This window comes from Anaeromassilibacillus sp. SJQ-1 (genome assembly GCF_046693725.1).
In the GTDB taxonomy this organism is placed as follows: domain Bacteria; phylum Bacillota; class Clostridia; order Oscillospirales; family Acutalibacteraceae; genus Anaeromassilibacillus.
The window spans coordinates 162,394-188,020 of record NZ_JBKEIV010000048.1 but is presented as its reverse complement, the minus strand read 5'-3'; the positions used below and the strand labels follow the sequence as shown (position 1 = coordinate 188,020).

The 25,627-nt window shown below is 50.2% G+C and carries 27 protein-coding genes and 3 pseudogenes; 17 read left to right on the top strand and 13 right to left on the bottom strand.

The window, feature by feature from the left end; genetic code table 11:
- The first annotated feature begins 342 nt into the window (after positions 1 to 342).
- The 3 genes and pseudogenes from ACGCCZ_RS14470 to ACGCCZ_RS14460 all read left to right on the top strand — a co-directional run bounded on the left by ACGCCZ_RS14470 (position 343) and on the right by ACGCCZ_RS14460 (position 3,586).
- Positions 343 to 1,263, top strand: a complete 921-nt coding sequence (locus ACGCCZ_RS14470; protein WP_085531341.1) for a CorA family divalent cation transporter — start codon at positions 343 to 345, stop codon at positions 1,261 to 1,263.
- A 336-nt stretch (positions 1,264 to 1,599) separates the two neighbouring features.
- On the top strand, positions 1,600 to 3,039 hold the full coding sequence (locus ACGCCZ_RS14465) for an MATE family efflux transporter (protein ID WP_411656379.1): 1,440 nt from the start codon (positions 1,600 to 1,602) through the stop codon (positions 3,037 to 3,039).
- A pseudogene (locus tag ACGCCZ_RS14460) lies at positions 2,982 to 3,586 on the top strand (AAA family ATPase). Before ACGCCZ_RS14465 ends, ACGCCZ_RS14460 begins: the two are co-directional and overlap by 58 nt.
- A 157-nt stretch (positions 3,587 to 3,743) precedes the next feature.
- Here ACGCCZ_RS14460 and ACGCCZ_RS14455 read toward each other — a convergent pair.
- Positions 3,744 to 4,544, bottom strand: coding sequence for an HAD family hydrolase (locus ACGCCZ_RS14455; RefSeq protein ID WP_411656378.1), 801 nt, complete (start codon positions 4,542 to 4,544; stop codon positions 3,744 to 3,746).
- 25 nt (positions 4,545 to 4,569) lie between these two features.
- Here ACGCCZ_RS14455 and ACGCCZ_RS14450 point away from each other — a divergent pair, with 25 nt between their 5' ends.
- The 3 genes from ACGCCZ_RS14450 to tadA are packed head-to-tail and all read left to right on the top strand — an operon-like array spanning position 4,570 to position 6,335.
- A complete protein-coding gene (locus ACGCCZ_RS14450; protein ID WP_411656377.1) occupies positions 4,570 to 4,773 on the top strand; it encodes a hypothetical protein in 204 nt (67 codons plus the stop codon).
- A 2-nt stretch (positions 4,774 to 4,775) separates the two neighbouring features.
- Positions 4,776 to 5,819, top strand: coding sequence for a CPBP family intramembrane glutamic endopeptidase (locus tag ACGCCZ_RS14445; RefSeq protein WP_411656376.1), 1,044 nt, complete (start codon positions 4,776 to 4,778; stop codon positions 5,817 to 5,819).
- An 18-nt stretch (positions 5,820 to 5,837) separates the two neighbouring features.
- Positions 5,838 to 6,335: a tRNA adenosine(34) deaminase TadA gene (gene tadA / locus ACGCCZ_RS14440; protein WP_411656457.1), complete on the top strand. Its 498-nt coding sequence runs from the start codon at positions 5,838 to 5,840 to the stop codon at positions 6,333 to 6,335.
- 179 nt (positions 6,336 to 6,514) lie between these two features.
- On the opposite strand, the gene ACGCCZ_RS14435 is transcribed toward tadA, so the two are convergent.
- The 3 genes from ACGCCZ_RS14435 to ACGCCZ_RS14425 all read right to left on the bottom strand — a co-directional run bounded on the left by ACGCCZ_RS14435 (position 6,515) and on the right by ACGCCZ_RS14425 (position 8,051).
- Positions 6,515 to 7,306, bottom strand: coding sequence for a Cof-type HAD-IIB family hydrolase (locus ACGCCZ_RS14435; protein ID WP_054323795.1), 792 nt, complete (start codon positions 7,304 to 7,306; stop codon positions 6,515 to 6,517).
- Positions 7,299 to 7,517, bottom strand: a complete 219-nt coding sequence (locus ACGCCZ_RS14430; RefSeq protein WP_054323794.1) for a helix-turn-helix domain-containing protein — start codon at positions 7,515 to 7,517, stop codon at positions 7,299 to 7,301. The genes ACGCCZ_RS14435 and ACGCCZ_RS14430 overlap by 8 nt, the downstream gene beginning before the upstream one ends.
- Positions 7,518 to 7,844: 327 nt before the next feature.
- Entirely contained in the window at positions 7,845 to 8,051 is a 207-nt protein-coding gene (locus ACGCCZ_RS14425; RefSeq protein ID WP_411656375.1) for a hypothetical protein, read from the bottom strand.
- On the opposite strand from ACGCCZ_RS14425, the gene ACGCCZ_RS14420 reads away from it, so the two are divergent.
- Complete coding sequence (locus ACGCCZ_RS14420; RefSeq protein WP_411656374.1) at positions 8,041 to 8,463, top strand: hypothetical protein; 423 nt, start codon at positions 8,041 to 8,043, stop codon at positions 8,461 to 8,463. The genes ACGCCZ_RS14425 and ACGCCZ_RS14420 overlap by 11 nt on opposite strands.
- Before the next feature lie 344 nt (positions 8,464 to 8,807).
- On the opposite strand, the gene ACGCCZ_RS14415 is transcribed toward ACGCCZ_RS14420, so the two are convergent.
- The 3 genes from ACGCCZ_RS14415 to gpr form a co-directional block, all read right to left on the bottom strand.
- The gene (locus ACGCCZ_RS14415) at positions 8,808 to 8,978 is read right to left on the bottom strand and encodes a hypothetical protein (protein WP_153802345.1); all 171 of its coding nucleotides are present in this window, start codon (positions 8,976 to 8,978) and stop codon (positions 8,808 to 8,810) included.
- A gap of 25 nt (positions 8,979 to 9,003) precedes the next feature.
- Entirely contained in the window at positions 9,004 to 10,062 is a 1,059-nt protein-coding gene (gene spoIIP / locus ACGCCZ_RS14410; RefSeq protein WP_242967175.1) for a stage II sporulation protein P, read from the bottom strand.
- A gap of 198 nt (positions 10,063 to 10,260) precedes the next feature.
- On the bottom strand, positions 10,261 to 11,076 hold the full coding sequence (gpr, locus tag ACGCCZ_RS14405; protein ID WP_054323791.1) for a GPR endopeptidase: 816 nt from the start codon (positions 11,074 to 11,076) through the stop codon (positions 10,261 to 10,263).
- Between the two features lie 119 nt (positions 11,077 to 11,195).
- On the opposite strand from gpr, the gene rpsT reads away from it, so the two are divergent.
- Positions 11,196 to 11,459: a 30S ribosomal protein S20 gene (gene rpsT, locus ACGCCZ_RS14400; RefSeq protein ID WP_054323790.1), complete on the top strand. Its 264-nt coding sequence runs from the start codon at positions 11,196 to 11,198 to the stop codon at positions 11,457 to 11,459.
- A 210-nt stretch (positions 11,460 to 11,669) separates the two neighbouring features.
- Entirely contained in the window at positions 11,670 to 11,822 is a 153-nt protein-coding gene (locus ACGCCZ_RS14395) for a hypothetical protein (protein ID WP_162838196.1), read from the top strand.
- Between the two features lie 221 nt (positions 11,823 to 12,043).
- Here ACGCCZ_RS14395 and spoVAE read toward each other — a convergent pair whose 3' ends face one another.
- Positions 12,044 to 12,400, bottom strand: a complete 357-nt coding sequence (gene spoVAE, locus ACGCCZ_RS14390; protein WP_054323789.1) for a stage V sporulation protein AE — start codon at positions 12,398 to 12,400, stop codon at positions 12,044 to 12,046.
- A gap of 197 nt (positions 12,401 to 12,597) precedes the next feature.
- Here spoVAE and ACGCCZ_RS14385 point away from each other — a divergent pair, with 197 nt between their 5' ends.
- The 5 genes and pseudogenes from ACGCCZ_RS14385 (at position 12,598) to hemW (ending at position 16,647) form a co-directional block, all read left to right on the top strand.
- Positions 12,598 to 13,095 (top strand): immunoglobulin-like domain-containing protein, encoded by a 498-nt coding sequence (locus tag ACGCCZ_RS14385; RefSeq protein WP_054323788.1) that lies wholly within the window; start codon positions 12,598 to 12,600, stop codon positions 13,093 to 13,095.
- A gap of 177 nt (positions 13,096 to 13,272) precedes the next feature.
- Complete coding sequence (locus tag ACGCCZ_RS14380; RefSeq protein WP_152918340.1) at positions 13,273 to 13,431, top strand: glycosyltransferase; 159 nt, start codon at positions 13,273 to 13,275, stop codon at positions 13,429 to 13,431.
- A gap of 263 nt (positions 13,432 to 13,694) precedes the next feature.
- Entirely contained in the window at positions 13,695 to 15,365 is a 1,671-nt protein-coding gene (gene lepA / locus ACGCCZ_RS14375) for a translation elongation factor 4 (RefSeq protein ID WP_411656373.1), read from the top strand.
- Positions 15,247 to 15,536 (top strand): annotated as a pseudogene (locus ACGCCZ_RS14370) (hypothetical protein). Before lepA ends, ACGCCZ_RS14370 begins: the two are co-directional and overlap by 119 nt.
- On the top strand, positions 15,529 to 16,647 hold the full coding sequence (gene hemW / locus ACGCCZ_RS14365; protein ID WP_411656372.1) for a radical SAM family heme chaperone HemW: 1,119 nt from the start codon (positions 15,529 to 15,531) through the stop codon (positions 16,645 to 16,647). Before ACGCCZ_RS14370 ends, hemW begins: the two are co-directional and overlap by 8 nt.
- 372 nt (positions 16,648 to 17,019) lie before the next feature.
- On the opposite strand, the gene ACGCCZ_RS14360 is transcribed toward hemW, so the two are convergent.
- From ACGCCZ_RS14360 to hrcA, 5 genes and pseudogenes are all read right to left on the bottom strand, one after another.
- Positions 17,020 to 17,769 carry a GNAT family N-acetyltransferase gene (locus ACGCCZ_RS14360; protein WP_054323787.1) on the bottom strand — a complete coding sequence of 250 codons (750 nt, stop codon included), beginning with the start codon at positions 17,767 to 17,769 and terminating at the stop codon, positions 17,020 to 17,022.
- 249 nt (positions 17,770 to 18,018) lie between these two features.
- Positions 18,019 to 19,167, bottom strand: coding sequence for a molecular chaperone DnaJ (gene dnaJ, locus ACGCCZ_RS14355; RefSeq protein WP_411656371.1), 1,149 nt, complete (start codon positions 19,165 to 19,167; stop codon positions 18,019 to 18,021).
- Positions 19,168 to 19,419: 252 nt separating this feature from the next.
- A complete protein-coding gene (gene dnaK, locus ACGCCZ_RS14350; RefSeq protein ID WP_054323786.1) occupies positions 19,420 to 21,264 on the bottom strand; it encodes a molecular chaperone DnaK in 1,845 nt (614 codons plus the stop codon).
- An 80-nt stretch (positions 21,265 to 21,344) separates the two neighbouring features.
- The gene (grpE, locus tag ACGCCZ_RS14345) at positions 21,345 to 21,941 is read right to left on the bottom strand and encodes a nucleotide exchange factor GrpE (RefSeq protein WP_054323785.1); all 597 of its coding nucleotides are present in this window, start codon (positions 21,939 to 21,941) and stop codon (positions 21,345 to 21,347) included.
- 51 nt (positions 21,942 to 21,992) lie between these two features.
- A pseudogene (hrcA, locus tag ACGCCZ_RS14340) lies at positions 21,993 to 23,032 on the bottom strand (heat-inducible transcriptional repressor HrcA).
- 250 nt (positions 23,033 to 23,282) lie between these two features.
- On the opposite strand from hrcA, the gene ACGCCZ_RS14335 reads away from it, so the two are divergent.
- The 3 genes from ACGCCZ_RS14335 to ACGCCZ_RS14325 all read left to right on the top strand — a co-directional run bounded on the left by ACGCCZ_RS14335 (position 23,283) and on the right by ACGCCZ_RS14325 (position 25,597).
- Complete coding sequence (locus tag ACGCCZ_RS14335; RefSeq protein WP_411656370.1) at positions 23,283 to 23,408, top strand: hypothetical protein; 126 nt, start codon at positions 23,283 to 23,285, stop codon at positions 23,406 to 23,408.
- 399 nt (positions 23,409 to 23,807) lie between these two features.
- A complete protein-coding gene (locus ACGCCZ_RS14330) occupies positions 23,808 to 24,500 on the top strand; it encodes an iron-sulfur cluster assembly scaffold protein (RefSeq protein ID WP_054323784.1) in 693 nt (230 codons plus the stop codon).
- Positions 24,501 to 24,589: 89 nt separating this feature from the next.
- The gene (locus ACGCCZ_RS14325) at positions 24,590 to 25,597 is read left to right on the top strand and encodes a GGGtGRT protein (RefSeq protein WP_054323783.1); all 1,008 of its coding nucleotides are present in this window, start codon (positions 24,590 to 24,592) and stop codon (positions 25,595 to 25,597) included.
- Positions 25,598 to 25,627 lie beyond the last annotated feature (30 nt).

Here is a 25,627-nt window from a genome sequence, read left to right as displayed (position 1 = left end):
GAGTGGGATGCGAATAGCAATCTTCCGTAGGCAGGCTGTTGGCCGCCCCTACAGGTTTTCTTAAGACAACGCCTTAAAAGGCGCGTTGAGATTGAAAAAACCTGGGTGGGACGCGAATAGCAATCTTCCCTAGGCGGATTGTTAGCCGCCCCTACAGGTTTTCTTGAGACAACGCCCTAAAAGGCACGTTGAGATTGAAAAACCTGAGTGGGGCGCGAATAGCAATCTTCCGTAGGCGGATTGTTAGCCGTCCCTACAGGTTTTCTTAAGACAACGCTCTAAAGTACCGGATGTTTTATACATGGATCGGAAGGAATCTCTAAAGTTTGGAGGGAAGGGCGGATGTACTACCAACTGGGAGAACGGATGGAAAAGATACAGGCATGCCCTAAGCGGCTCGACCAGCCGTATGTGGCTGTGCTTTCCCAACAGGAATTGGAAAAAGAGGGAACCCGTATGGGATTGAATGCCCGTACGGTGCGGGAGTGCGGGCATATCCGTATGACCAAGACAGAGGTTCACAGCCAGTATCTGTTCGGCACACTGTACATTCCGGTCCGGCGGGAGAAAGTCCAAAACAACAGGCACATTCCGGTTGGCTTCTATGTGCAGGACAATTTCCTGGTACTGGTGGATGAAAGCGGTGTGGCAGAGCGAGCGCTGCACCAGCTGTACGTACGTAAAAAATGGCGGAATCCCACGTTTGCCCGCGTACTTTATGATTTTCTGGAATACCTGATCGGGCCGGATCTCTTGTTCCTTGAAGAGTTGGAGGAACAGCTCACTCATATGGAAGATGCGGTTTTGAACGGAGATTTTGACGGCTTTAACCACCGAATGATGGCTATGCGAAAAGAGCTTTTGTACCTGCACAGCTATTATGAGCAGTTGATCGATCTGGGAGAAGCATTTCAGGAAAATGAAAATGGTTTTTTTACAGAGACAGAGCTTCGATATTTTAAACTTTTTACAAAACGTACGGAGCGGCTCTGCAATAATGTCCAGCTTTTGCGCGACTATTCGATACAGGTACGCGAGGTCTACCAGGCCCAGGTGGACATCAAACAGAATCAGATTATGAAGGTGCTCACGGTGGTGACGACTGTCTTTTTGCCGCTCTCCTTAATTGCCGGCTGGTATGGAATGAATTTTGCCAATATGCCAGAGTTGCACTGGTCATTTGGGTATCCACTCGTTATTTTGTTCAGCGCTTTGGTTGTTGGCGTTTGCATATGGATTTTCCGGAAAAAGAAGTTCCTTTGAGTTTTGTGCAGGACGCCAAAAAGGAGCCAGCCTCGTATGCGAAAGGATGCACAAAGATTTAATAAGATGCAATTTTTGCTTACATTGCGAAAAAAGTTCCATTATAATAAAAGGGCCGGCGTTTCGGTAAAATGGATGTGTTCCATCTAAAACTCGATATAGATGTAAGTCCAGCTCCTGATAGCGTGTTGTCTATGACGGTTTTCCGTTTTTAGATGACACGTTTTTTTGTTGCCTTCCTCAGAAAAGTCGGATGGATGTGGCAGAACAAGTGGGAATTGCTTTCCCGGACCCATACGCCGAGAAAAGTATTTTTATAGTGAAGGAGAGTACAGAATGTCGGAAACAAGACAGGATGCAAACGCATACCTTGCAGCAGCGCCGGTTGGAAAACTACTTTTGAAGTTTTCGATCCCGTGTGTGCTGTCCATGCTGGTAAGCGCTTTGTACAACATTGTGGATCAGATCTTCATCGGGCAGAGCGTGGGGTATCTCGGAAATGCAGCTACCAATGTGGTCTATCCATTTACGGTGGTGGCATTGGCCCTAGCCCTTTTGGTTGGGGACGGCAGCGCTGCATTTCTGAGTTTGTCTCTGGGAAGCGGAGATCAAGAGACCAGTCACCGATGCATCGGAAATGGCATTGTTTTATCGGCCGTGGTGGGGATTGTATTGATGATTATCGGCCTTGTGTTCACAGATCCCATCCTACATCTGTTCGGCGTGACAGAGGCGTGTTATGCATATGCTTGGGACTACATGCGGATTATATTGCTGGGGATTCCATTCTATATTTTTACATCGGGGATGAATGCGGCAATCCGTGCGGATGGGTCACCAGGATATTCGATGGTTGCAACTGTGTTAGGGGCCGTCATCAATCTGATTTTAGATCCAGTTTCGATCTTCATTTTTCATATGGGGGTCAAAGGCGCCGCAATTGCCACCATTATTGGACAGATTGCTTCCTGCATCATGACGGCGGCGTATTTTCACAAGCCCAAATCCTTCCGTTTTCAAAAGCAGAGTTTTCGGTTGCACAGCCGGATTGCGCGAAGAATTTGTCAACTTGGCGTTTCCAGTTTTATCACGCAGATTGCCATCGTTGTTATTATCAGTGTAGCGAACAACATGATTGTTCTTCAAGGGCCGCAGTCTCCTTATGGAGCGGATATTCCTCTCTCTGCGGTGGGAATCGTGATGAAAGTGTTTGGCATTGTGATTGCATTTTCTGTGGGAATTGCCGTGGGAGGCCAGCCGGTCATCGGATACAACTATGGAGCGGGCAATTTTAAGAGGGTATTCTCTGTGTACCGGTTGGTGATTCTGGCGAACATCGCGGTAGGAGCGATCTCCATGTTGCTGTTTGAATGTTGTCCGCAGGTGATTGTGCACCTATTTGGCAGCGAGAGTGACTTATACAACGAATATGCAAATCTCTGTTTCCGTATCTATCTAGGAGGCATTCTTTTGTGTTGTATTCAGAAGGCCAGCAGCATCTTTCTGCAGGCGATCGGCAAGCCGGTCAAAGCGACCGTACTCTCCTTGTCCAGGGATGTGGTATTTTTGGTACCCGGCGTGGTGATCCTGTCCTCGCTTTTTGGCGTGACAGGGATGCTGTGGGCGGCCCCTGTGGCAGACGTATTGTCCTTTTTACTCACGATTTTACTGATCGGAATGGAATCCAAGTCCATCCGCCGAAAGGAGGAATCCGAGGAATGCAAAAGCGCATTGCCACTATCAGCCGTGAGTTCGGTAGCGGTGGAAGAAGTATAGGACGGTTGGTTGCACAGCAACTCGGCGTGGCGTTTTATGACAAGGAACTGGTAAAAAAATCGCGCTGGAAACCGGTTTTGACGAACAATATGTGGAGCAAGAAAGCGAAGATGTGCCAAACAAGAATTGGTTTGCATACGCTTTTTCTACGCGGGGGACCCAAGGCGCGATGAACGGTATGTCCACAGAAGACTTTCTCTGGGCCATGCAAAACAAGGTGATTCATCAGTTGGCGGAGAAGGGGCCCTGTGTAATTGTAGGTCGTTGCGCCGATTACATCCTGCGGGAGCGAGACGATTGCTTCCACGTATTCGTACATGCAGATCTGGGAACAAGGGCTCAACGGATTGTCCGTTTGTATGGGGAATCGGAAAAGAGTCCGGAAAAACGATTGGAAGAAAAGGATCGAAAACGGCGCCTCTATTACCGCCATTATACGGACCGGGAGTGGGGAATGTCACAGAATTACCATCTATCCCTGGACAGCGGTCTGATTGGTGTGGAACCCTGTGCGGACTTGATCGTCCGGCTGGTTCGTGCCTTGTAAGCGGTAAGACCAGATTGCGCAATCGGGGCTTATTCGATCTTCCAAGCAGGAGCAAAACAACAAAGACGCCCAAAACCCGGTCAAGTGGACCGCGTTCTGGGCGCCTCTTTGTATGACGAAACTAGAATCATTCTGGAATCGTTCGTTTCGCGTTTCTTTAAATCAAATGGAGTTTTTGTAACGCTGAGTGAATACCATCCTGCTGGACCGTTCCGGTGACCATACACGATACCTGCCCTAGTTTTGCGGTATGGCGCCCCATGGCGATCCCGGTCCCGACGCTGCGAAACATATCGTAGTCGTTGTCCGCATCGCCAAATGCATAGGCATGTTCCCGCGGAATCTGAAAGTACTCTAAAACGTTCTTCACGCCCAGGCCCTTGGAAATACCACGTTGTCCGACGTCGCATGCCTGATTGCCGGGTTGATCTGTGATGTCATACCGGTCGCTAAAATCGTGTAAAAACCGGTCCCGCTTGTCCACACAGTCGTAAGTGACCATCAGCTTATTAATGTGCAGGCCTTCGAGCGATTGCAGAGGAAGAAACCGATCGATGGGGAACGCATATTTACGCATCATCCCCTGAAAGGATTCTTCAGAGAGATCCCGGCAATAACAATACTCCGGTTCCTCCAGAACCGAATTGATTCCCACCATATCGAGATAGGTAACAAGGGTGCGCAATGCCTCAGGTGCAATGGTCTGATTGTGAATCACCGTGCCGCCCGCTTCCGAACGCGCGCCATTGGCGGTGATATAACAGTCAAACAAAAGGAGGCTGGGGAGCACATAACACTGGGAACGTCCAGTGGCGAGAACGGTGAGAAATCCCTGTTCGCGCAACTGTGCGATTGCCTCTTTCGTTTTTTCAGTGGGAGCAAAAATCCCAGACGGCCCATCGATCAGCGTGCCATCTGCGTCGAAAAATACTGCGCCCTGGTACATTTGAGTCAACACCCTTTCTGTCTATATGTTCCGGCGGATGAAGCGAAAACATTGCCGTTCCGATTTTACCACTGCATCGCCGGATGGGTCAAGGTTTGACAAGATGTTTACAGAGATGGGATCAAACGGTCCTTCTACGCGGGCGATGCGGGAACATCTTCTACAACTTGCGGTATGGCGCCGGGTGTGCTATAATACGTTTTATTTAAAAGCAGGTTGTTACTGTCCAAAGGGGGGCTAAAATTGACCAATTATCATCCATATCTACCGCAACAAAATGATCCGTATATCCCCTATCCACAGGCTAGAATGGACCCGTTTTACGAGCAAAGACGTGAAGAAAAACATATGCTTCGAAAAACGGCGAGCGGCCTGAGCTGGATGCTTCTGTTGGTCGTTTTGCTGATGGCGGTTTTGCCGTCCGTAGAAAACGGTTTTTTGCGAATGGTGGGGTACCGTTGGCAGGGAGAACTCCAGTTCGGCGGGTATACGTCCCTGCTGTATTACCTGGTCAATGGCGTCACTTATATTTTGGCGTTTGCCTTGCCGCCGCTTTTGTATCTGGCGATCAAGCGGCAGCCATTACAGAGGGTCCTGCTGTTTGAAAAGACACCGTTTTCCACAGCGCTGGCGTGTGTTTTTCTGGGAATGGGTGTGTGTATGCTGGCGAATTTTCCAGCGAATTGGATGGCGGACTTTTTGGAGTGGGCAGGCTACAGTGGGACTTTGCCGGATTCTCCACTCACCGGAGAACCGTCCATTCAGGCGCTATATTTTATTTCGCTCGCGGTAATTCCACCACTTGTAGAAGAGTTGGTTTTCCGCGGCGCAGTGCTGCATGGCCTCCGGCGGTTCGGGGATGGCTTTGCCATTGTTGGTTCCGCGTTTTTATTCGGCATGTTCCACGGGAACTTGATTCAGCTGCCATTTGCCTTTCTTTGCGGTCTGGCGTTAGCCTTTGTAGTGGTTAAGACCGGAAATCTTTGGGTATCCATAGCGATTCATTTTCTCAATAATGGTCTATCGGCTGCGATTACCCTTCTGCAATGGTATCAGGGAGATCTCTTGGCGAATACAGTCTATCTGATCGCCTTTGCTGCTTGGATTCTCCTGGGTATCGGCTCCGTCGTATTTCTAGCTGTACGTAGAAAGGGTTTTTTCCGTTTGTCCCGGACGGCTTGTGCACTGACGGTAGGACAAAAATTTCTCCATATGATCGTCAATCCAGGAGGCTTGGTTCTATTTGGCTACTGTGCCCTGTCCTGTGTGCTGATGATGTATCTATGATGCCGGGGAGGGTTTCTTCTGGAAAATCGTGACGAAGCATTCATGCGGGAGGCCTTGGAACTTGCCCGGGAGGCCGCTGCGGAAGGAGAGGTTCCCGTCGGGGCGGTGATCGTCTATCAGGATCGTGTGATTGCGCGCGGACGAAACCGGCGGGAGGTCGGGAAAAATGCACTTTGCCATGCGGAGTTGGAGGCAATCGATGGGGCTTGCCGTGCATTGGGAGGCTGGCGCCTGTGGCAGTGTACGCTGTATGTGACATTGGAGCCCTGCCCTATGTGCGCCGGTGCAATTATCAATGCGCGAATTCCGCGCGTGGTATTTGGCGCGAAAGACCAAAAGGCGGGTTCCTGTGGTTCCGTAGTGAACCTCTTCGCATTGCCGTACAACCATGCGCCGGGTGTCACCGGCGGCGTGTTGGAAGATGTGTGCGCGGGATTGCTGACCGCCTTCTTCAAAGAGTTGCGTTCTCGCCGGAAGAGGGAAGCCAGGCAGAGTGCCGAGCCCAAAGGCCGGTAAAGTTCGGAAGGGATGCCGGAGATGTGCATATGCACATCTCCGGCATCCCTTCTTGTGTGGGTGTAAGAACATTGGAATAAGGGGTTTGGGCGCAAAGCATTCCATGATGCAGATTGCGGGAAGAACCATGGCTGCATACTCTTTGTGCTCGGCGCCTGCAACCCTTTAGGCATCATTCTTCAGAACAGCTGATAATGTTTGCAGGCTTTATAAATGCCATCGTCGTCAATACCGGCGGTTACGTATTCCGCCACGTTCTTTAGATCCTCCACTGCATTGCCCATTGCGATGGAATGGCCCACGACTTTCATCATGGTGATGTCGTTGTATCCATCTCCAATGGCATAAGCATCCTCCGGCGAAATCCCAGCCTCCTTCAGAAAGATCTGTACGCCACGGGACTTGTCTTTTCCCTGGAAGGAAAGATCTGCGGCCAGGCTGCCGGGATGCTTATTCAGAACCATCGGCTTTTGGAAGGCTGGTTTGCACCGGAGATAATGCGCCTCATCCTGAAAAACAAAATCGATCAGGCTGGCGTGAACGTCTTCCGGCTCCCAGTCGGTCTGTAGATAACCGGGCATGCCATAGCTTTCGTTTAACGGCTCGATTTGTTCCTCTGGAACATGGCGAGCCCATCCCCGGGTGTTCCCTACAAAATTGTACCAGCAGCCATAGCGGTCGAAATATTCAATGTACTTCCGGATTTCATCCGGAGAAAAGCACTCTTCAAAGACCGTTTTTCCATCCACCACCACATGGGCGCCGTTCATCGCCACATAGTTGGAGAAGATGCCGGGAAAATATTTATGAATAAAGAGTTCTGGTCTTCCAGAAGAAATAGCGACAATATGTCCATTTTGCTTTAACTGTTTCAACGCTTCCAGAGCGCTGGGTTCCACATAAAAATACCGCTCATTGTGTGAGGAAAGCAGTGTGCCATCTATATCAAAGAAAATGACTTTTTTACTCATATGCCTCTCCTTTCTGGTCGCTCAGTCCCAGAATATAATCGGTTGATACGTGGTAGTATTTTGCCAATTTCAGCACAGCCCAGACAGGGATCTCGCGAATGCCCTTTTCGTAACGGCGGTAGACCTCCCGCTTGCAGCTTAATACATCGGCAATCTCCTGCTGTGTCTTATCGTGGTCGATTCGTAAGTCCTCAATGCGTTGGAAAAACATGGCCCCACCTTCTTTCTCTATGCTACTATTTTGTAGCATAGAAGATACGCTTTTGCAACCAAATGGTGGCTAAATGAACATAGAATTAAAATGAGATAATTACTGGTATCGCATAAAGAAGAACAGAAAATTTGGATTATATAAATAAATTTTTGTAGAAAAGATTCATTTTTTCAACTGCTATAGAGAAGGAGAGTGCCCCAAAACTGTGAATTTTTAAGTTCATAGTTTTGGGGCATCCTCCTTCTGTCTGGAAAAATATCTGAGTTCCTAAAAAATGAGGGTATCCTTCCGTCATTTCATGACTTTTGGGACACCCTCAATTGCTTAATATTTCAAATTGCGATAATATTTGTCGTTCAATAGATGCTTTTTACGGCGTTTCGGACGACGATAACGCTTGCGGCCACTGCCGCCGCGCGGTGGCCTCCGGTTGCTCAAAATGACAATCACAACCACTACAACGCCCAGTCCGATACATACCCATGCGATGATACCAATCCAATTGACCGTGCGGTTTGAGGTGGGCGCCATACTGGAGGATGGAAGCAAGCTGCTATCATCCGGCACACTGACCGACGGGAGAGAGATCGAACTAGAGGATTCTGAGCTGGAAGATTCCGCCTCAGAAGAGGAACTCGACGCGTTGGACGAAGCTTCCGGTGTGGAAGAGCGGGAACGGCTGGAAGTGGACGGTCTTCTGGAGGCCGTCTGCGAACTGCTTGGAGCCGTAGCCTGCGAAGAGGGAGGAGCCACAGGCGGTGTTGATGTAGCAGGTGGCTCTGACACCGGCGGCGCGGTGGATGTTGTGGAGGGGGCCTCTGACGGTGTTTCAGAGGAAGGGGGCGTTTCGGGTGACGGGTCTACGACCGGTGTGGTGGGATCTGGGGTCGGTTCCACAGCAGGTGGGGCGGATTCCGGAGTGCGGCCGATCACCTGTTGTTGAGTCTGTTGGGGCTGTTGCGGGTCCGTGGAGACCTCGGTTGCAAAAGCTACTGTTCCAAAGGTGGACGCCACACCGAATACGATCATAAAAACGAGCAACAACGCTCTACTATGTTTTTTCAATTTGAAACCTCCTGAGATAACCGGCAGGGGCGCGGGCTCCCTATGGGCAACGGGACCCTGTCGAGGGAATGGTCGGAAAATCTCTTCAATCAAGGGGGCGTTTTTTGCCGAATCTGCGCATATTTGCGGGCTACAAGTAATTATAGCATATTTCGAAGAGAAAGCAACCGAACCAGCCCGGCTGGCCTACATACAGCGGTTAATTTTTTATGAACAATCTGCCTAGAGGTGCAAATCCCATCCGGTCAGCGTATGAATCAGTGTTTGGTCGTCGCCAAACCCAGTCTGACGCGAATAATAATCCACTTCCAGAATACCGATCGCCAAAACTAAGATACAAAGCGTGCTGTAGAATGAGACGGCAAAGATCCGTGCATTTGTATTCCGTTTCATGATACGTCCTGTTCCTTTCCGAGGGTTACGTAAGTTGGTTCAATGTTTCTGCCAGGGCTTTTCCGAAGAGCTGCCCGGAGTACTTTACCTCTTCCAGTGTATTGACTTCTGTGCCAAACTCCACCAGTAAAGAGCCTTTTGTCATGTGCTCGTTGTATTTACGGGGGCAGAAGCTGAGGGGGCGCGCCAACCCTGGGTATAGATCGGAGAGGCTTTTTTGAACGCGGACTCCTAAGCGAAGATTGTACTCCCAGTCGGGGAATCCCAGAGTTCCGTCATCGTCACAACCTGAAATAATCATGATTTGGGCAGCTTTCTTCCCCTGGATCATCGCGGTGGGTTTCAGACGGATGCCATCCTGCGTTCCCATGGCATCGCGGTGAACATCCAATGTGACCTGGATGTCTGGATATTTTTCCAGATTTCGTTGGATGGTTTCGCCAGAGCGGTCGTAAGCACCGTTATAACTGGGGTAATCATGACAGGTGGTGTCATGAACCACGCCGAAGCCAGCAGCTTCCAGCTGTTTTTTGATTTCCTCACCTACTGCCACCACATTTTGAGAGTTGTCCTGTGTGCGGGAAGAACCCGCGAACGCCTCGGTTGTATGTGTGTGGTAAATAAGGATTTGGATGGTTCCGTCCTTTTTCATTTTAACCGCTGGTTCCTTGGCTAATTCAGCGCCAATGTCGATATCGTGATTTTGATTGGTATTTTTGACCCACATGTTTTCGTATTGAATGCCGGAATTGCTGATACTCAACTCTTTGACATTTCCAGTGATTGTTTCACTGACGGTACCTGAGGAAACGGAGGAGGAAGACGGTGTGCTGGAAGAACTGGCTGGTTCACTAGAAGAGATTGGGGCCTGGGAGGACGAGACAGCCGGTGTGCTGGCGACGGTATCCTCGGAAAAGTCTGTGCGAAACGCTTCTGCTGCACCACCCGGAAGGATGAATCCCGCCGCTGCGAGCGCGGCATCCCCCGCGTGCAGTTCCGGCAGGCGGGCTGCCGTACAGAATACTGCCACAGCGGCAAGCGCTGCAGAACAAAGCATCCGTCCATATTGTCGCCAATTTTTCATGTTTTGCATTCCCCCGCCATTCAACCGATTCGGCCCTGCTTTTGACGTACAAAAACCGTAGCCGTGCTTCTTAATGTGTATGCAGGTCCATAGAAATACAGACCTGTGGAAAAATGGGACATCTTGAAAAAAGCACAATTGGAGAAGAAGCGAGAGTGGGCGTGAATGGCGTCCCCCAGTTTGGAGAACTTTATGGGGTTAGCTGGCCAGGATGGAGAATTCCTCAACAGAAAGCGAGGGGTTTAAGGCGGTATTGATGGCCATGGCGACCATGCGTGCAGCGCGGGCAATGAGCAAATCGATCTCGCGCGGAGTAACCACCATATTTGCACCGCGCGGAGCAACCTTATCTTTAGGAGCGGCGTATCCAAGCAGATCAGCGGCAAGTGTGCCGGCGTCCACCACAGTAGGAACGCCAATTCCAACGACTGGGACGCCGAGCGTTTCCCGGCTGAGCTGGGGACGGGCGTTATTGACTCCGGAGCCGGGGGAGATGCCACTGGTACTGAGCTGTATGGTACATCCCAGGCGGCCTAAGCTGCGCGCTGCCAATGCATCGACTGCGATCACAGCGGCAGGCTGAAATTCTCGGGCCAACGCGGACAGAAGCTCGCGGGTTTCGACTCCTGTACAGCCCAACACCCCTGTGCTGACCACTGCGACGGGGCGCAAGCCGTCCAGCCCCGTGACCCGTGCAATCTCTCCCCGGATGTGTCGCGTTGCAAGAACCTGTTCTGCGGTTTGCGGTCCCAAAGCATCCGGGGTGATCGCTCGATTGCCAAGACCTGCCACCAAAACAAGCCCTTTTTCTGGCAGAAGTGCACGGAGTTCATCGCGCAGTTGGTGCAGAAGTTCGTCCCCACTGTCGATATGATCCGAGATGGCAGGGACCTCCAACGTGATATATTCCGCGCCGTTTTCTCGTATGCGTGTAATTGTACAATTCTTCTTTTTCTCTACCCGCTGGCTTGCTGGCTCCGTATATTCCAGCGCAAGGTCGGTACGGTATTCCATATACATTTCTCCCTTTTGTGATTTCGTAGAAAGGCGCTGCTTTTTCAGAAAAAGCTTGATTTTTTGGAACCTTAATGGTAGAATAAAAACTACATGACAGCACCAAAGGAGGTGGAACTATGCCGAATATTAAATCTGCTAAGAAGCGCGTGAAGGTGACTGCTACAAAGACGCTTATCAATAAAGCATTCAACTCCAGCCTGAAGACGGAGATCAAAAAAGCAAACCTTGCAGTAGAGACCGGTGCGGAAAATAAGGCTGAGGCCGTCCGTGTTGCGGTGAAGAAGATCGATCAGGCGGCTGCAAAGGGCATTCTGCATAAGAACGCAGCTGCGAGAAAGAAGTCCGCTCTCGTTCGCAAGCTGAACGGTGCGCAGGCTTAAGTCGAATACGCGAGGAAAAGCTGAAAGCAGAGCATATGCTCTGCTTTTTCTCATATTGCATGGGAAATCATTTCCAAGGGGAATTTCATTTGACTTTTTGTAGGAAAACGGTTATCATATAGATAACAATTTGGTTGTATCAACAAGCTCCTCGCCGCGGCGGCGTTCCCCGGCCTGCCGGGCTTGTATTTACAAATGGAGGTGCTCGCATTGAAAAAAGGAAATAACTTTGCTGTTTTTATTACAATTGTTTCTGCTCTTGCAGCTGTAGCCGCTGCTGCTGTGGCTGTTGTCCTCTTTTTTGAAAAGAAGCGGAAGGACGAAGAGGAGCTTGAGCACTATTTGGATTGCTCCATTCAGTGAGGACGGAGATTTTCTTCCGTATGGACGGGAAAGGATACGGGCAGGTATGCTACCTGCCCGTTTTATTTTTGTGTCTTCTCCGGAATTCCCGCCACCGTTCAATGTCACGGCGTGTTTTTTCATAGATATGCTTCAGAAGTTTGTACAATAACATGCCGATAAAGCGTCCCTGTAGGATGCGAAGGCCACGGTAAGCATATTTCCCATATCGGACATAGCGATTAGCTCTTATCTCCGGGTTTTGAAAATATCGCGGCGAGATAGCCAAAGAATACTGCGGCGGCAATCCCCGCTGCTCCCGCCGTCAGTCCACCGGTAAATATACCCAGGAATCCTTTTTCCCGGATTGCTTCCAGGGTTCCCTTTGCCATATTGTAGCCAAATCCCGTCAGGGGAACTGTAGCGCCTGCACCTGCAAAATCGACCAAAGGCTCATAGAGGCCAAGCCCACCCAGAACAACCCCAAGCGTAACAAATAGGACCAAAATACGGGCTGGAGTCAGCTTGGTGTAATCGATTAACAGCTGACCGACGACGCAGATCGCTCCGCCGACAACGAATGCCCAAACATATTCCATATGTTTCACCTCATGGATTAGTATGAGGAAAGGGCTGCCATTTTATGCAAAATGTGATTGGATTGCTGCCTAGAAAAAAGGCTAAAGCGTACGGCATGGAACGTTTTGAAATCAATGAGAGTGACCGGGGAATAGCTTTTGAAAAATTTTCTTTGTACCGGTGGTATTCCTTATAAATGGAAAGGGAGGGACGCTGTATGAAAAAGGCGATATGCACCGCGGTTTTGTTAGGGGCCTGTGCAGCACTGATTGGCTGCACGACAACTTCTCTGCAAGGACCGGAAACGGTTTCTCATCGAATTGAAACATCCACATCCTTGGTACAGCCTTCTTCTGAAGAGGAGGAGATGGTTACAGATGGCTTTTCGCTTTCTGTGCAGGAAGGAACAATTCTGCCCGCCCCGAAGGAAATTGTAATCATCATCAATAATGGGACGGAAAAGGAAGTCGGATATGGGGAGAACTATTGGCTGGAACGTCAGACAGACAATGGCCGATGGGAGAAGCTGGACTATTTACCGGATGCTGCCTGGCATGACATCGGAATATTGGCAAGCCCTCACTCCCGCAGCGAACACCGGATTCATCCGGTGGATTCCTATGGGGAAGATGCCCTTTCGCCGGGGCACTATCGCTATGGAAATACGTTTGGCGGCGAAATATATTATGCAGAGTTTGATATTGTCGCATCTTAAGATGTTTCGAAAATGCATCTGTAATCATTGGTCTTTTGTTTCGAATACTTTTCATGAAAGCGAATCCATTATACATGGATTTTTGAACGGTCAAATGAATAAAGAAACAGGTGATTGTCATGAAAAGGATTTGTGTGTTATGATATTTTATCAAAGAAGGCTGTAACAAAGACCTGAATTGGCGCAAGAGTAGGAAGAGTTAAGGAGCAACGACAGAATAGAACGTTTTCCAAAGGGCCGATCATCATTCCAGTTTACAATGTAGGGCAATATGTATCAGAATGTTTGGATAGTGTCGTTAATCAGACAGTAGTAAATATGGAAATATTTGTGTGAATGATAGTCCTACGGATTGTTCAGGCAAAATTTTGGAGCGCTAGGCGAAGAAAGATAACCGTATCACTGCTATAAATCGAAAATACTGCGCAAAATGAAAGGGGTTCTTCGCTGCTATCGTGAGCATGGAATGTCCTATACGCTCAATTGTATACGTGTAAGCCTGTTTGGAAGATAAGTCCTTTTCGTTGTTAAGGAAAATTTAGCAGCTGCGGTTATACCTTGTGCTGGAAGTTCGGCTGTTGCTGTGATATAATCTATCCGTGTATTTTAATAGGAAATGGAAACGGGTGATTCATTTGTCAATACCACGCGAACGAATCCGCAATTTTAGTATTATTGCCCACATCGATCACGGTAAGAGTACGTTGGCGGATCGCATATTGGAGCAGACGAAATCAGTCGCGCTGCGCGACATGGAAGATCAGATTTTGGACGACATGGACTTGGAGAGAGAGCGTGGAATCACGATCAAAGCCCATGCAGTTACATTGGTATATCACGCAAAGGACGATCAGGACTATGTGTTCAATCTGATCGATACGCCTGGTCATGTGGACTTTAACTATGAGGTATCGCGCTCTCTGGCAGCATGTGAAGGAGCGGTCTTGGTGGTGGATGCCTCACAGGGGATTGAGGCCCAGACTCTGGCCAACACCTATTTGGCAGTGGATGCGGGATTGGAGATTGTGCCAGTTATCAATAAGATCGATTTACCGAGTGCCCAGCCAGAACATGTGCGGCAGGAGATTGAGGACGTGATCGGTATTCCAGCGGATGAGGCTCCTTGTATTTCGGCAAAGATGGGGACCAATATCGGCGCGGTGATGGAACAAATCGTCAAACAGGTTCCACCGCCCGAGGGCGAGGAAGACGCCCCTCTGCGCGCATTGATCTTCGATTCCTACTACGATGCCTATAAGGGCGTCATCGCGCATGTACGCATCAAGGATGGGACGGTTCACCCCGGCGATACCATCCGTATGATGAGTGTAGGCAGTGAGTTTACGGTAGTGGAATGCGGCTACATGCGCGCCACCAGTTTTGAACCGATGGACTGTCTGCGCGCAGGCGAGGTTGGTTATATTGCGGCATCGATCAAGGCGGTCCGTGAAGCGCGTGTCGGGGACACCATTACCCGGGCGGACAATCCGGCAAAGGAGCCACTGCCGGGATACCGTGCAGTACAGCCCATGGTGTTCTGTGGGATCTATCCCGCGGATGGAGCAAAATATCCGGATCTGCGGGATGCGCTGGAGAAATTGCAGCTCAATGACGCGGCGCTCTCCTTTGAGCCAGAGACCTCCATCGCGCTGGGCTTTGGATTCCGCTGTGGTTTTTTGGGGCTTTTGCATATGGAGATCATCCAGGAGCGCCTGGAACGGGAATACAATTTGGACATTATTACGACTGCGCCAAGCGTTGTCTACCATATCACAAAGACGGACGGAGAGATGATCGCGATCGACAACCCGACCAATTATCCGGACCCATCGTTGATAGCGCAGGCGGAGGAACCGATCACCAATGCCCACATTTATACACCGAAGGAATACGTGGGCAATATTATGGATCTTTGTCAGGAACGCCGCGGTATTTTTAAGGACATGAATTATATTGACACAGACCGTGTCGATATTCACTATGAGTTGCCTCTCAATGAGATCATTTACGACTTTTTCGACGCGCTGAAATCGCGTACGCGCGGTTATGCCAGCTTTGACTATGAGCTGGCCGGTTACCAAAAGAGCAACCTAGTCAAACTGGACATCATGCTCAATGGCGAAGTCGTGGATGCATTGTCGTTTATCATTCATGCGGACAAGGCATATCCCCGTGCACGCAAATGGCAGAAAAGCTGCGCGAAAAAATTCCGCGCCAGCTCTTCGAAGTACCGATTCAAGCTTGCGTGGGGGACGGATTATTGCCCGTGAAACGGTCAAAGCGTTGCGCAAGGATGTTTTGGCGAAATGTTATGGCGGCGACATTAGCAGAAGAAGAAGCTGCTCGAGAAGCAGAAGGAAGGTAAGAAGCGCATGCGCCAGCTGGGAACCGTCGAGGTCCCGCAGGAAGCGTTTATGAGTGTGCTGAAACTGGATGAGTAAGATTGGGCTGTATTTGCATGTGCCGTTTTGTGAAAAGAAATGTCCCTATTGTGATTTCTATTCCATACATGCCTCTGAGGAATGGTTAAATTTATATACGGATTGTATGATTAAAAGAATGCAATACAATTCGTTTAAATTAGGCCGTTTGGCGGACACTCTCTATTTTGGGGGAGGCACGCCCAGTTTATTGAGGGGAACCCGGATAGCGCGTCTGATAAAACAAGCGAAAATTTCCTTTGGCTTACAGGATGCGGAGATAACCGCAGAGGTCAATCCCGGTATCGACCTGGACGATTTTTTACAGGGCTTTCGGGCAGAGGGGGGCAATCGCCTATCGATCGGGATGCAGTCGGCGGATGACCGGGAACTCAAGCTCTTGGGCAGGCGGCACACGTTTGCACAGGTGGTACAGGCTGTAGAGACTGCGCGTAGAGTAGGCATCGACAACCTTTCCCTGGATCTAATGCTTGGTATCCCTGGCCAAACGGTGGAAAGCGCCAAGCGTTCGGCGGCCGTTTGTGCCGAGTTAGGAGTGCCGCATGTGTCGGCCTACCTCCTGAAAATTGAGCCAAACACGGCCTTTTATCAGCGCAGAGAGCAGCTGCAATTGCCGGACGAAGAAGAGGCATGTACTCTGTATGAAGCGGTCTGTGACGAATTGGAGCGGCATGGTTTAAGACAATACGAAATCTCCAATTTTGCCAAGCCGGGCTTTGAGAGCCGTCACAATCTGAAATATTGGCATTGTGAAGAATATCTGGGACTTGGCCCTGCAGCACACTCCTTTCTAAGTGGAAGGCGTTTTTATGAAACGCGCGATCTTCGCGCATTTTTAGCTGGACAGCCGCCCATAGAGGACGTAGACGCCGAGATACCTGCGGGGAGTCCGAAAGAATACGCCATGTTGGCACTCCGATTAACAGAGGGATTGCAGGATCAAAAATACAGCGCACGCTTTGGAATTTCCCTCCCAACGCATTGGAAACGCAGTGCGCAGAACTATGCACATGCAGGTCTGACAGAATGTTGGCCGGGAGGGTTCCGATTTACCCGAAAAGGTTTTTTAGTTTCGAATGCTCTGCTTGCAAAGATTTTATACGAATCGTAATATTATATATAATAATACAAATAGAATATTCTGTTGTTGGCGTATGTCCTTTTTGTATGGGAACTTTAAAAGGAGAGCGTTCCAATTGAGGGAGTCCTTTTGGCGGTAATTTCGGATGCTTGTTTGATTGTTCAGGCCAATGATACACCCTTTGGCGATTGGAAAATGGGCATATCGCCTGTTATACAGCGGATCATTCGTTCATCCTGAGATTTTTAAATCTTTTGGATGATGGAAAGTGGAAGAGAAGAAAAGGCCCTGCATCCGGTGTAGAACACTGGATGCAGGGCCTTTTTTAGACAATTTAGGGTTTCCCTCTGTACCGATTTTATCAGACGCCTTGCTTTCTTGGGGAACCGCCAAACCGTCTGTTTACTTCTTGAGGATTCTCTTTAAATAGGCTACGTCCAGCAGGTTCACGGTCTCGAAATTTCCTTTATAAAACACGGCCCAATTATTGAATACACAGGGCAATTCCTTTGCTTTTTGTAATGTATCGACCTGAATAAACGATACAGGTACGTCATTCGCTGCGCAGTACTGCCGAATGGTCTCCACGCTTTGATGGATATAGGGACACTGCATATCATAGTAAATGGTTAATTCCTGATTTGCAATTTTCCCAATTTTTGCATTTGGGGCGAATCGCGGTGTTGTTCCATCAAAAGAACACGCAAGCAGTTCATAGCCTGGATCGGCCGTATCAACGCACTCAAAGCCAAATTCTTTTGCAAATGCTTGATCGGAAAGCCAGGGCTTTTGCCTTTTTGCGCCAAGCATACAAATGCCGGATTTTCCCTTCTCTTTGGCATCCGCGAAACAATACTCCATCAGCGCCTTCCCATACCCTTTTCCTTTGTAGTTGCCAGAAACCCACAAGCAATATAGGTAATAGTAGTTGTCGCCAACTACAGGAACCCAAGCGGTTTCGAGAGGCGCATATTCGATAAAGACGGTTGCCTTTTCGTTCAACTTCCGAAAGACATGACCCTCTGGAAGCCGGTCTGAAAGCCATTGTCTCTTTGCTTCCACCCCCGGATGGGGCTTCCTGCTGCGAATGATACAGCACAAATGCTCGTGTAATAGGTTTTCGGATGTTAAATTTATAAACTCTGTATCCATATGGACCTCTTTTCTCCATGGTTCTGGTGAGTACGATCCCTTGCTGTGGTCTCACTATTTTGAGAAGAATCCAATACTTTGGAAGAGCGGTACACTCTTTAATCAAAGAATCTGCCTGCTGAGGAAAGGAAACAATGGAAAGCCGATGCATTTACTTGGAATCAATCCTTGTAGGAGCGACTCTTTTATCCATCCTCTTGAATAGAACAAAACCAGGACAGGGGACAAAGAGGCCCTGTCCTGGTCCGGTTATGCTTTTTTATCGTCGAACATCTCTTTAATTTTGTCGAAAAAGCCTTTGCGTTTTTGGTAGTTTTTCTCTTCCGCGCAGCTATCAAATTCTTGTAAAAGTTGCTTCTGCTTTTGAGAGAGATTTTTGGGGACTTCGATGGTCATCCGGACATATTGATCTCCCCGGCCCCTGCCGTTGATATGGGGGATTCCCTTTCCTTTGAGTTTAAACACATCCCCGGGTTGTGTGCCCTCACGCACTTGGTAACTTACACGTCCGTCAATGGTCGGTACGGTTACCTCAGCACCGAGTGCCGCTTGCGTAAATGTGATCGGCATTTCACACCATACATCGTCCCCGCGGCGCTCAAAGATCGGATGCGGCCGCACATTTACATAGACATGTAAATCGCCGCTAGGGCCGCCGTTTGCACCTGCATTGCCTTGTCCGGAAACATTGAGCATCTGGTCATTGTCAACACCGGCAGGGATGTTGATCTCAATCGTCTTTTGTTTGCGCACGCGTCCGCTGCCGTTGCAAGTGTGGCAGGGAGATTCGATCACGCGGCCAGTACCGCCGCAGCGGTCACAGGTCCGCGCGGTCTGTACCACGCCAAACGGCGTACGCTGGTTGATACGTACTTGTCCCGAGCCGCCACACTGAGGGCAGGATGCTGGACTGGTTCCCTTCGCGGCGCCTGTGCCGCCGCAGTCCGGACACGACTCAATTTTGTTGAAGGATATGGTTTTTTTACAACCTTTTGCAGCTTCCTCGAAGCTGATGTTGACGACTCCCTCCGTATCGCTGCCGCGGCGCGGCGCATTTGGATTGGCGCGGCGCGCGCCGCCGCCAAAGCCGCCAAAAAAGCTGTTGAAAATATCCCCCAAGTCGATGTCGCCGGTGAACGGGCTGCCGCCTGCACCGCCACCGAAGTTGGGGTCCACCCCGGCATGGCCGAACTGGTCGTACCGGGCCCTTTTATCTTTGTCCGAGAGTACCTCATACGCCTCATTGACTTCTTTAAATTTTGCCTCCGCCTCTTTGTCCCCCGGATTGAGATCCGGGTGATATTTTTTTGCCAATTTGCGGTAGGCTTTTTTTATTTCGTCTTCGGTGGCGTTCTTTGGCACACCCATCACTTCATAAAAATCCCTTTTATCGGCCACACCTATCACTCCTACAAATGCGCAAGCCGCCTCAGCTCTGTCTGGAAATCTTTGCCCACGCGAACTCTCATTTTTATGCGGCACAGCCGCGTTCTCTATCCTATCAGGTTTTCCGCCTGTTGTAAATCACTTTTAGAGAAAATCCACTTCGCCATTTTACGGGTGAAAGCTGTTGTGGGTATCATCCACACCCACAACAGCCTTACCATCGTTTATCAGGAACGAATACTGCCATGCAGTACGCCCGAAAGTTTATTTATTGTTGTTGTCATCGACGTCCTTGTACTCTGCGTCATAGACCGGATTGCCGTTTGTATCCTGCGCCGGGGCCCCCGCATTATCTGCCGGCTGGCCGCCTTGCGGTGCAGCTGCCTTATACAGCTTTTCGGAAACGGCATACAAAGCTTTTTGCAGTTCTTCTGTACGGCTCTTGATATCCGCGACATCATTGCCGGAAACCGCCTGCTTCAGCGCATTGGACTTTGCTTCCAGGTCGCTCTTGTCAGAGGCGTCCATCTTATCGCCGCTGTCCTTTATCAGTTTTTCGACCGAGTAGCAGAGATTCTCCGCCTCGTTCTTTGTATCGACCTCTTCGCGGCGCTTTTTATCCTCTGCGGCATACTTTTCCGCATCCTTGACAGCCTTGTCGATGTCGTCCTTGCTCATATTGGAACTGGAAGAAATCGTGATGTGCTGCTCTTTGCCGGTTGCAAGGTCCTTTGCAGAAACGTTGACGATGCCGTTTGCATCGATGTCGAACGTGACCTCGATCTGGGGGATGCCGCGCGGTGCGGGTGCAATGCCGTCCAACTTGAACAGCCCCAACTGCTTGTTATCGCGCGCGAATTCACGTTCACCCTGCAGTACGTTGACTTCGACCTGTGTCTGGCCATCCGCAGCCGTGGAGAAGATCTGGCTCTTCTTAGTCGGGATGGTGGTATTGCGCTCGATTACCTTCGTCATGACGCCGCCCATGGTCTCAACGCCGAGGGACAGGGGCGTGACATCCAGCAACAACAAGCCTTCGACTTCGCCGCCGAGCACGCCTGCCTGCAATGCAGCGCCAATGGCAACGCATTCATCCGGGTTGATGCCCTTGAACGGCTCCTTGCCAGTCAGCTTCTTAACCTCTTCCTGAACAGCCGGGATTCTGGAAGAACCGCCGACGAGCAGAACCTTGCTGATCTGGCTGAACTGCAAACCGGCATCCTGCATAGCCTGACGAACCGGGCCAATGGTCTTTTCTACGAGGTCAGCGGTCAGTTCATTGAACTTTGCGCGGGTCAACGTCATATCGAGATGCTTTGGACCGGTGGCATCGGCGGTGATAAACGGCAGGTTGATTTGGCTCGAAGTCATGCCGGACAGTTCGATCTTTGCCTTTTCTGCCGCTTCCTTCAGTCTCTGCATCGCCATCTTGTCGCCGGAGAGATCAATTCCGCTCTCCTGTTTAAAGGAGCTGACCATCCAATCGATGATGCGCTTATCAAAATCGTCGCCGCCCAAGCGGTTGTTGCCAGCAGTTGCAAGAACCTCCTGAACACCGTCGCCCATCTCGATGATGGAAACGTCGAATGTACCGCCGCCGAGGTCATACACCATGATCTTCTGCTCTTCGCCCTTGTCGATGCCATAGGACAGAGCAGCTGCGGTCGGTTCATTGATAATGCGCTTTACATCAAGACCGGCAATCTTGCCGGCATCTTTTGTAGCCTGACGCTGTGCGTCGGTGAAGTATGCCGGAACAGTGATAACCGCAGAGGTGACCGTTTCGCCCAGATAGGCCTCTGCATCTGCCTTCAGCTTTTGCAAAATCATTGCAGAAATTTCCTGCGGGGTGTAGCTCTTGTCGTCGATAGCCACTTTATAGTTGGAACCCATCTCTCTCTTGATGGAAGAAATGGTGCGGTCTGGATTCGTGATCGCTTGGCGCTTTGCCACCTGACCCACCATGCGCTCGCCAGTTTTGGAGAATGCCACTACGGACGGCGTTGTACGCGCCCCTTCTGCGTTGGCAATTACGACCGGCTCGCCGCCCTCAATTACGGCTACGCAGGAATTTGTTGTACCAAGGTCAATACCAATTGTCTTACTCATAATCTATACCTCCAGTTTTGATTCGGTTGTTTTCGTCAGTAATTTATATTTGGAAAGGGGATTGCGGGATGGCGAACCGCTCAGTTTGCAACCACGACCGTTGCATGCCGGACGACTTTGTCGCCGATCTTATATCCCTTCTGATAAACCTGTGCGACCACATTTTCCGCTGCGCTCTCGTCATCGATGTGCGATACAGCATTGTGTAACTCCGGGTTGAACGCCTCCCCTGCGACGCCCATCTCGGCCACGCCTAGCTTTTCCAGTGCCCTTTTCAGCTGTGTCTGGACCATTTCAACGCCCTTGCGCAGATCTTCGACACTGCACTCCTGTTGCTCGAGCGCGCGCTCCAGATTGTCTGCCACCGGCAGAAATTCCAGCACCGCTGCGGCTGTCGCGTCGGAATAAATCGCCGCTTTTTCACGCTCGGTCCGCTTGCGGAAATTGTCATATTCCGCTGCGGTGCGCAAAAATTGATCTTTTTGCTTTTTCAGGGCCTCCTCTGCTTCTTCAAGCTTTTTCTGCATCGCTTCTTTCTCTGCTTTGGCCTTTTTGCCGCCAAAGCCTCCTTTGTCCTTTTTGTCTGCCTTTTCCGCTTGTTCGGAAGCCTCCGGTTCCGCGCTCGCCTGCGGTTCAGTTCCGGCCTCTGTCTGCGGATTCTTTTCCTCCGTATTCAACTGCCCGGACCCTCCTTCGTTTTAAATTGCGCCTTTTGCGCTCTATCATGATTAAGCATTATAATCCATCAATTCGGTAAGCATTTTTCCCACTGCATCGGATAGATACTCCATGTGGGAGATCACCTTGGCATAATTCATGCGCATGGGACCGATGATCGCCAGCGCACCAGCATCTTTGCCTCCAACGGTATAGCGGGAGATCACCACACTGGAATCTTTCAATTCCGGCCGGCCGGTCTCATCGCCGATCAGTACCTTCACACTCTTGCTCCGCTGTTCCAACAGACGGTTCAATTCATCTGCCCGTGCCAAAAAATCCATCATCCGGCGCGCCGTAAGGGAAAGTTCTGGATAAAAAAGGAGATTCGTCTGTCCCTCCATACAGATTTCCGCCTGCATGGAATCCCGAGCGACATCGAGAACAGCCATGAACGCAGAGGACATCAGGATCGCCATTTCTCCCATCGAGGCCGCCATATTTTGAATAAAGGCGGGCGTTACCTCTGAAACGGGCATTCCAGCCAACCGCTCATTAAACACCCGGAAAAACACCGTAAGATTTCTTGGGACAGATCAAAATCGCAATGGAATACGCGCGTTTTCATGGTCCCAGCAGAGGTCATCAAAATAACCATCGCTGTCCGGCGACTCGTCTGTACGAACTGAATCGCGCGGATATTGGCGCCACGCCCGCTCGGCGTAGTTGACACTGCGGCAAACCGCGTAGCGGCTGCCAGAACTCTGGAGACGCCGTCCAGCAACTTTTCCGGGTCATAGGCGCTGGAGAGCAGCTGGCTGTCCAGGAAACGCTTCTCCTCGCGGGTGACGGGCTTTCTTTTCATCAGGGTGTCGATATAAACTCGATACCCCATCTGTGTGGGCACTCTGCCCGCCGAGGTGTGCGGTTGGTCCAAAAGTCCCATTTCGGCCAAATCGCTCATTTCATTGCGAACAGTGGCAGAAGAGACCGCAAAGTCTAGGTTGTCACAAAGCGCCTTTGAACCGACTGGCTCGCCGGTAGAAACATACAATTCGACGACTGCTGCCAGGATTTTTTTCTTCCGTTCGCTGAGTTCCAACCTTCCCACCTCTTTTATTTAGGTTTTAGTTTTAGCACTCTTTTAGATCGAGTGCTAACTCTAGTTATTAATTTATCATTACTTTGCCCGATTGTCAATAAGATAAATGTAAATTAATTATGAATCTGCCAAGAGAAAACCAAACAATTTGCGCAAAAATCGGAAAAGAGGAAGGCAAGATATGCTCTTTGCAATTTTGGGCGTCTTCCGAGCAGCCTTTTGGTACGGTTTTCCCTACACAATATAGAAGGAACCCCTCTTGACCTGGCAGAACCCTTTGAGCGGTTCCATCGATAGAGCGATTGCTTGGATTCTGCTTTATCCTGGGGTACATGAACAAACAGGTCGAATCGTTTCTGACGGTGGATTTCCAGTGGATATTTGAGATGGTATATTTTATTGGTATTGTGTTCGTTTGAAATAAGTTTGATTCAGCTGATTCTCTCACGGATCCAATGGCGGCCAGTGAGAGAATCAGCCCCTCTCAATGAACTTGTTTTGGCAAGAACTCTGTTACAGCTGATTGGAAAGGAGAATTTCCTACATTGAGAGGTCTTTACCTATGGCCTGTGCTTACCAGAACGGTACAATTGTTTTTGATCGAAAGACACTGTATAAAAAGCAGGCTGTCCACTTTCCAGAGTTTCCCGAAAAGCAAGGAAAATCGAGAGGGATTTCCTATAATTTTGCCTGGACAAACTCTTGCTAAAATTCGGAAAATGGCCTATAATCAATATGTATGGTGGTTAAACCAAGGAAACTTGAAACCGAAAGGAGTACCGATATGAATTATTCCCATGAAGTGGAAAACATGTGTCCTGTAGCCAAAGGTCCCCATCACGGTCCCGCACCCATCCCGGAGGAGGGCAAGTGGGTAAAAGCCTACGAGATCAAAGACATCTCCGGCCTGTCCCATGGTGTGGGCTGGTGTGCACCGCAGCAGGGCGCTTGCAAATTGACCCTGAATGTAAAAGATGGCATTGTGCAGGAGGCTTTGGTGGAAACCCTGGGCTGCTCCGGCATGACCCATTCTGCCGCTATGGCAGCAGAAATTCTCCCGGGTAAGACTCTGTTGGAGTGCTTGAATACCGACCTCGTTTGCGATGCAATCAACGTCGCAATGCGCGAGATCTTTAAGCAGCTGGCCTATGGCCGCAGCCAGACCGCGTTCTCCGAGGATGGTTTGCCGATCGGCGCAAGCCTGGAAGACTTGGGCAAGGGCCTGCGTTCCCAGGTTGGCACTATGTTCAGCACGGGTGCAAAGGGCGTCCGCTACATGGAGATGGCCGAAGGCTATGTTCTCAAGACCGCTCTGGACGAAAACAATGAGGTCATCGGCTATCAGTTTGTCAAACTTGGCAAGATGATGGAAGATATCCGCCACGGTGTGGACCCGAAGACTGCTTATGAGCAGAATATCGGCCAATATGGCCGCTTTGACGGCGCGGCGAAGTACATCGATCCGCGTGAAGAATAATTCGGCAGGGAACATACCGAACTTTCCAAATCAGGCGTATCCCAACTGGGGGATCGCTGAAGAAAGCAGAATAAAGGAGGACAACTTACATGGCTAACGATGTCAAGTTTGAAGGTAAAGAAAGAAGAATGCCCAAAATCGAAAAGTGCCTTGCCGAGTATGGCCTTGCCAGCCTCGAAGATGCGCGCGACCTTTGCCTGAGCAAAGGAATCGATGTGGATAAAATTGTCAAGGGTGTACAGCCCATTGCGTTTGAGAACGCCAGCTGGGCGTATACATTGGGTTGCGCAGTTGCTCTGAAGAAGGGTTGCGCTTCCGCCGCAGATGCTGCAGAGTCAATCGGCATTGGCTTGCAGGCATTCTGCATCCCGGGTTCTGTTGCAGAGAACCGTAAGGTTGGTCTGGGCCACGGCAACTTGGGCGCACGGTTGCTCCGCGACGAAACCAAGTGCTTTGCATTCCTCGCGGGTCACGAGTCTTTTGCTGCGGCAGAAGGTGCAATCGGCATTGCCAAGACGGCAAACCGTGCCCGTAAAGAGCCGCTCCGCATTATCCTGAATGGCTTGGGCAAGGATGCTGCATACATCATTTCCAGAATCAATGGTTTCACCTATGTGAAGACCGATTACGACTTCTTCAACGACGAGTTGACCGTTGTGGAGGAAAAGGCATTCTCCGAGGGCGAGCGTGCGGCAGTCAAGTGCTACGGCGCAAATGACGTCCTCGAAGGTGTTGCGATTATGAAGAAGGAGGGTGTGGACGTCTCCATCACCGGTAACTCCACCAACCCGACCCGCTTCCAGCATTTGGTTGCTGGTACTTATAAGAAATGGGCAATCGAGAATAACCGTCCGTATTTCTCCGTTGCTTCCGGCGGCGGCACAGGCCGTACCCTGCATCCGGACAATATGGCGGCTGGCCCGGCTTCCTATGGCTTGACCGACTCTATGGGCCGTATGCATGGCGATGCACAGTTCGCAGGTTCTTCTTCTGTTCCGGCGCACGTCGAGATGATGGGCTTGATCGGAATGGGCAACAACCCGATGGTTGGTGCGACTGTGGCATGTGCAGTTGCCGTATATGAGGCCTGCAAATAATTGGACAATCGGGTTGCCAGATAGTCCGGC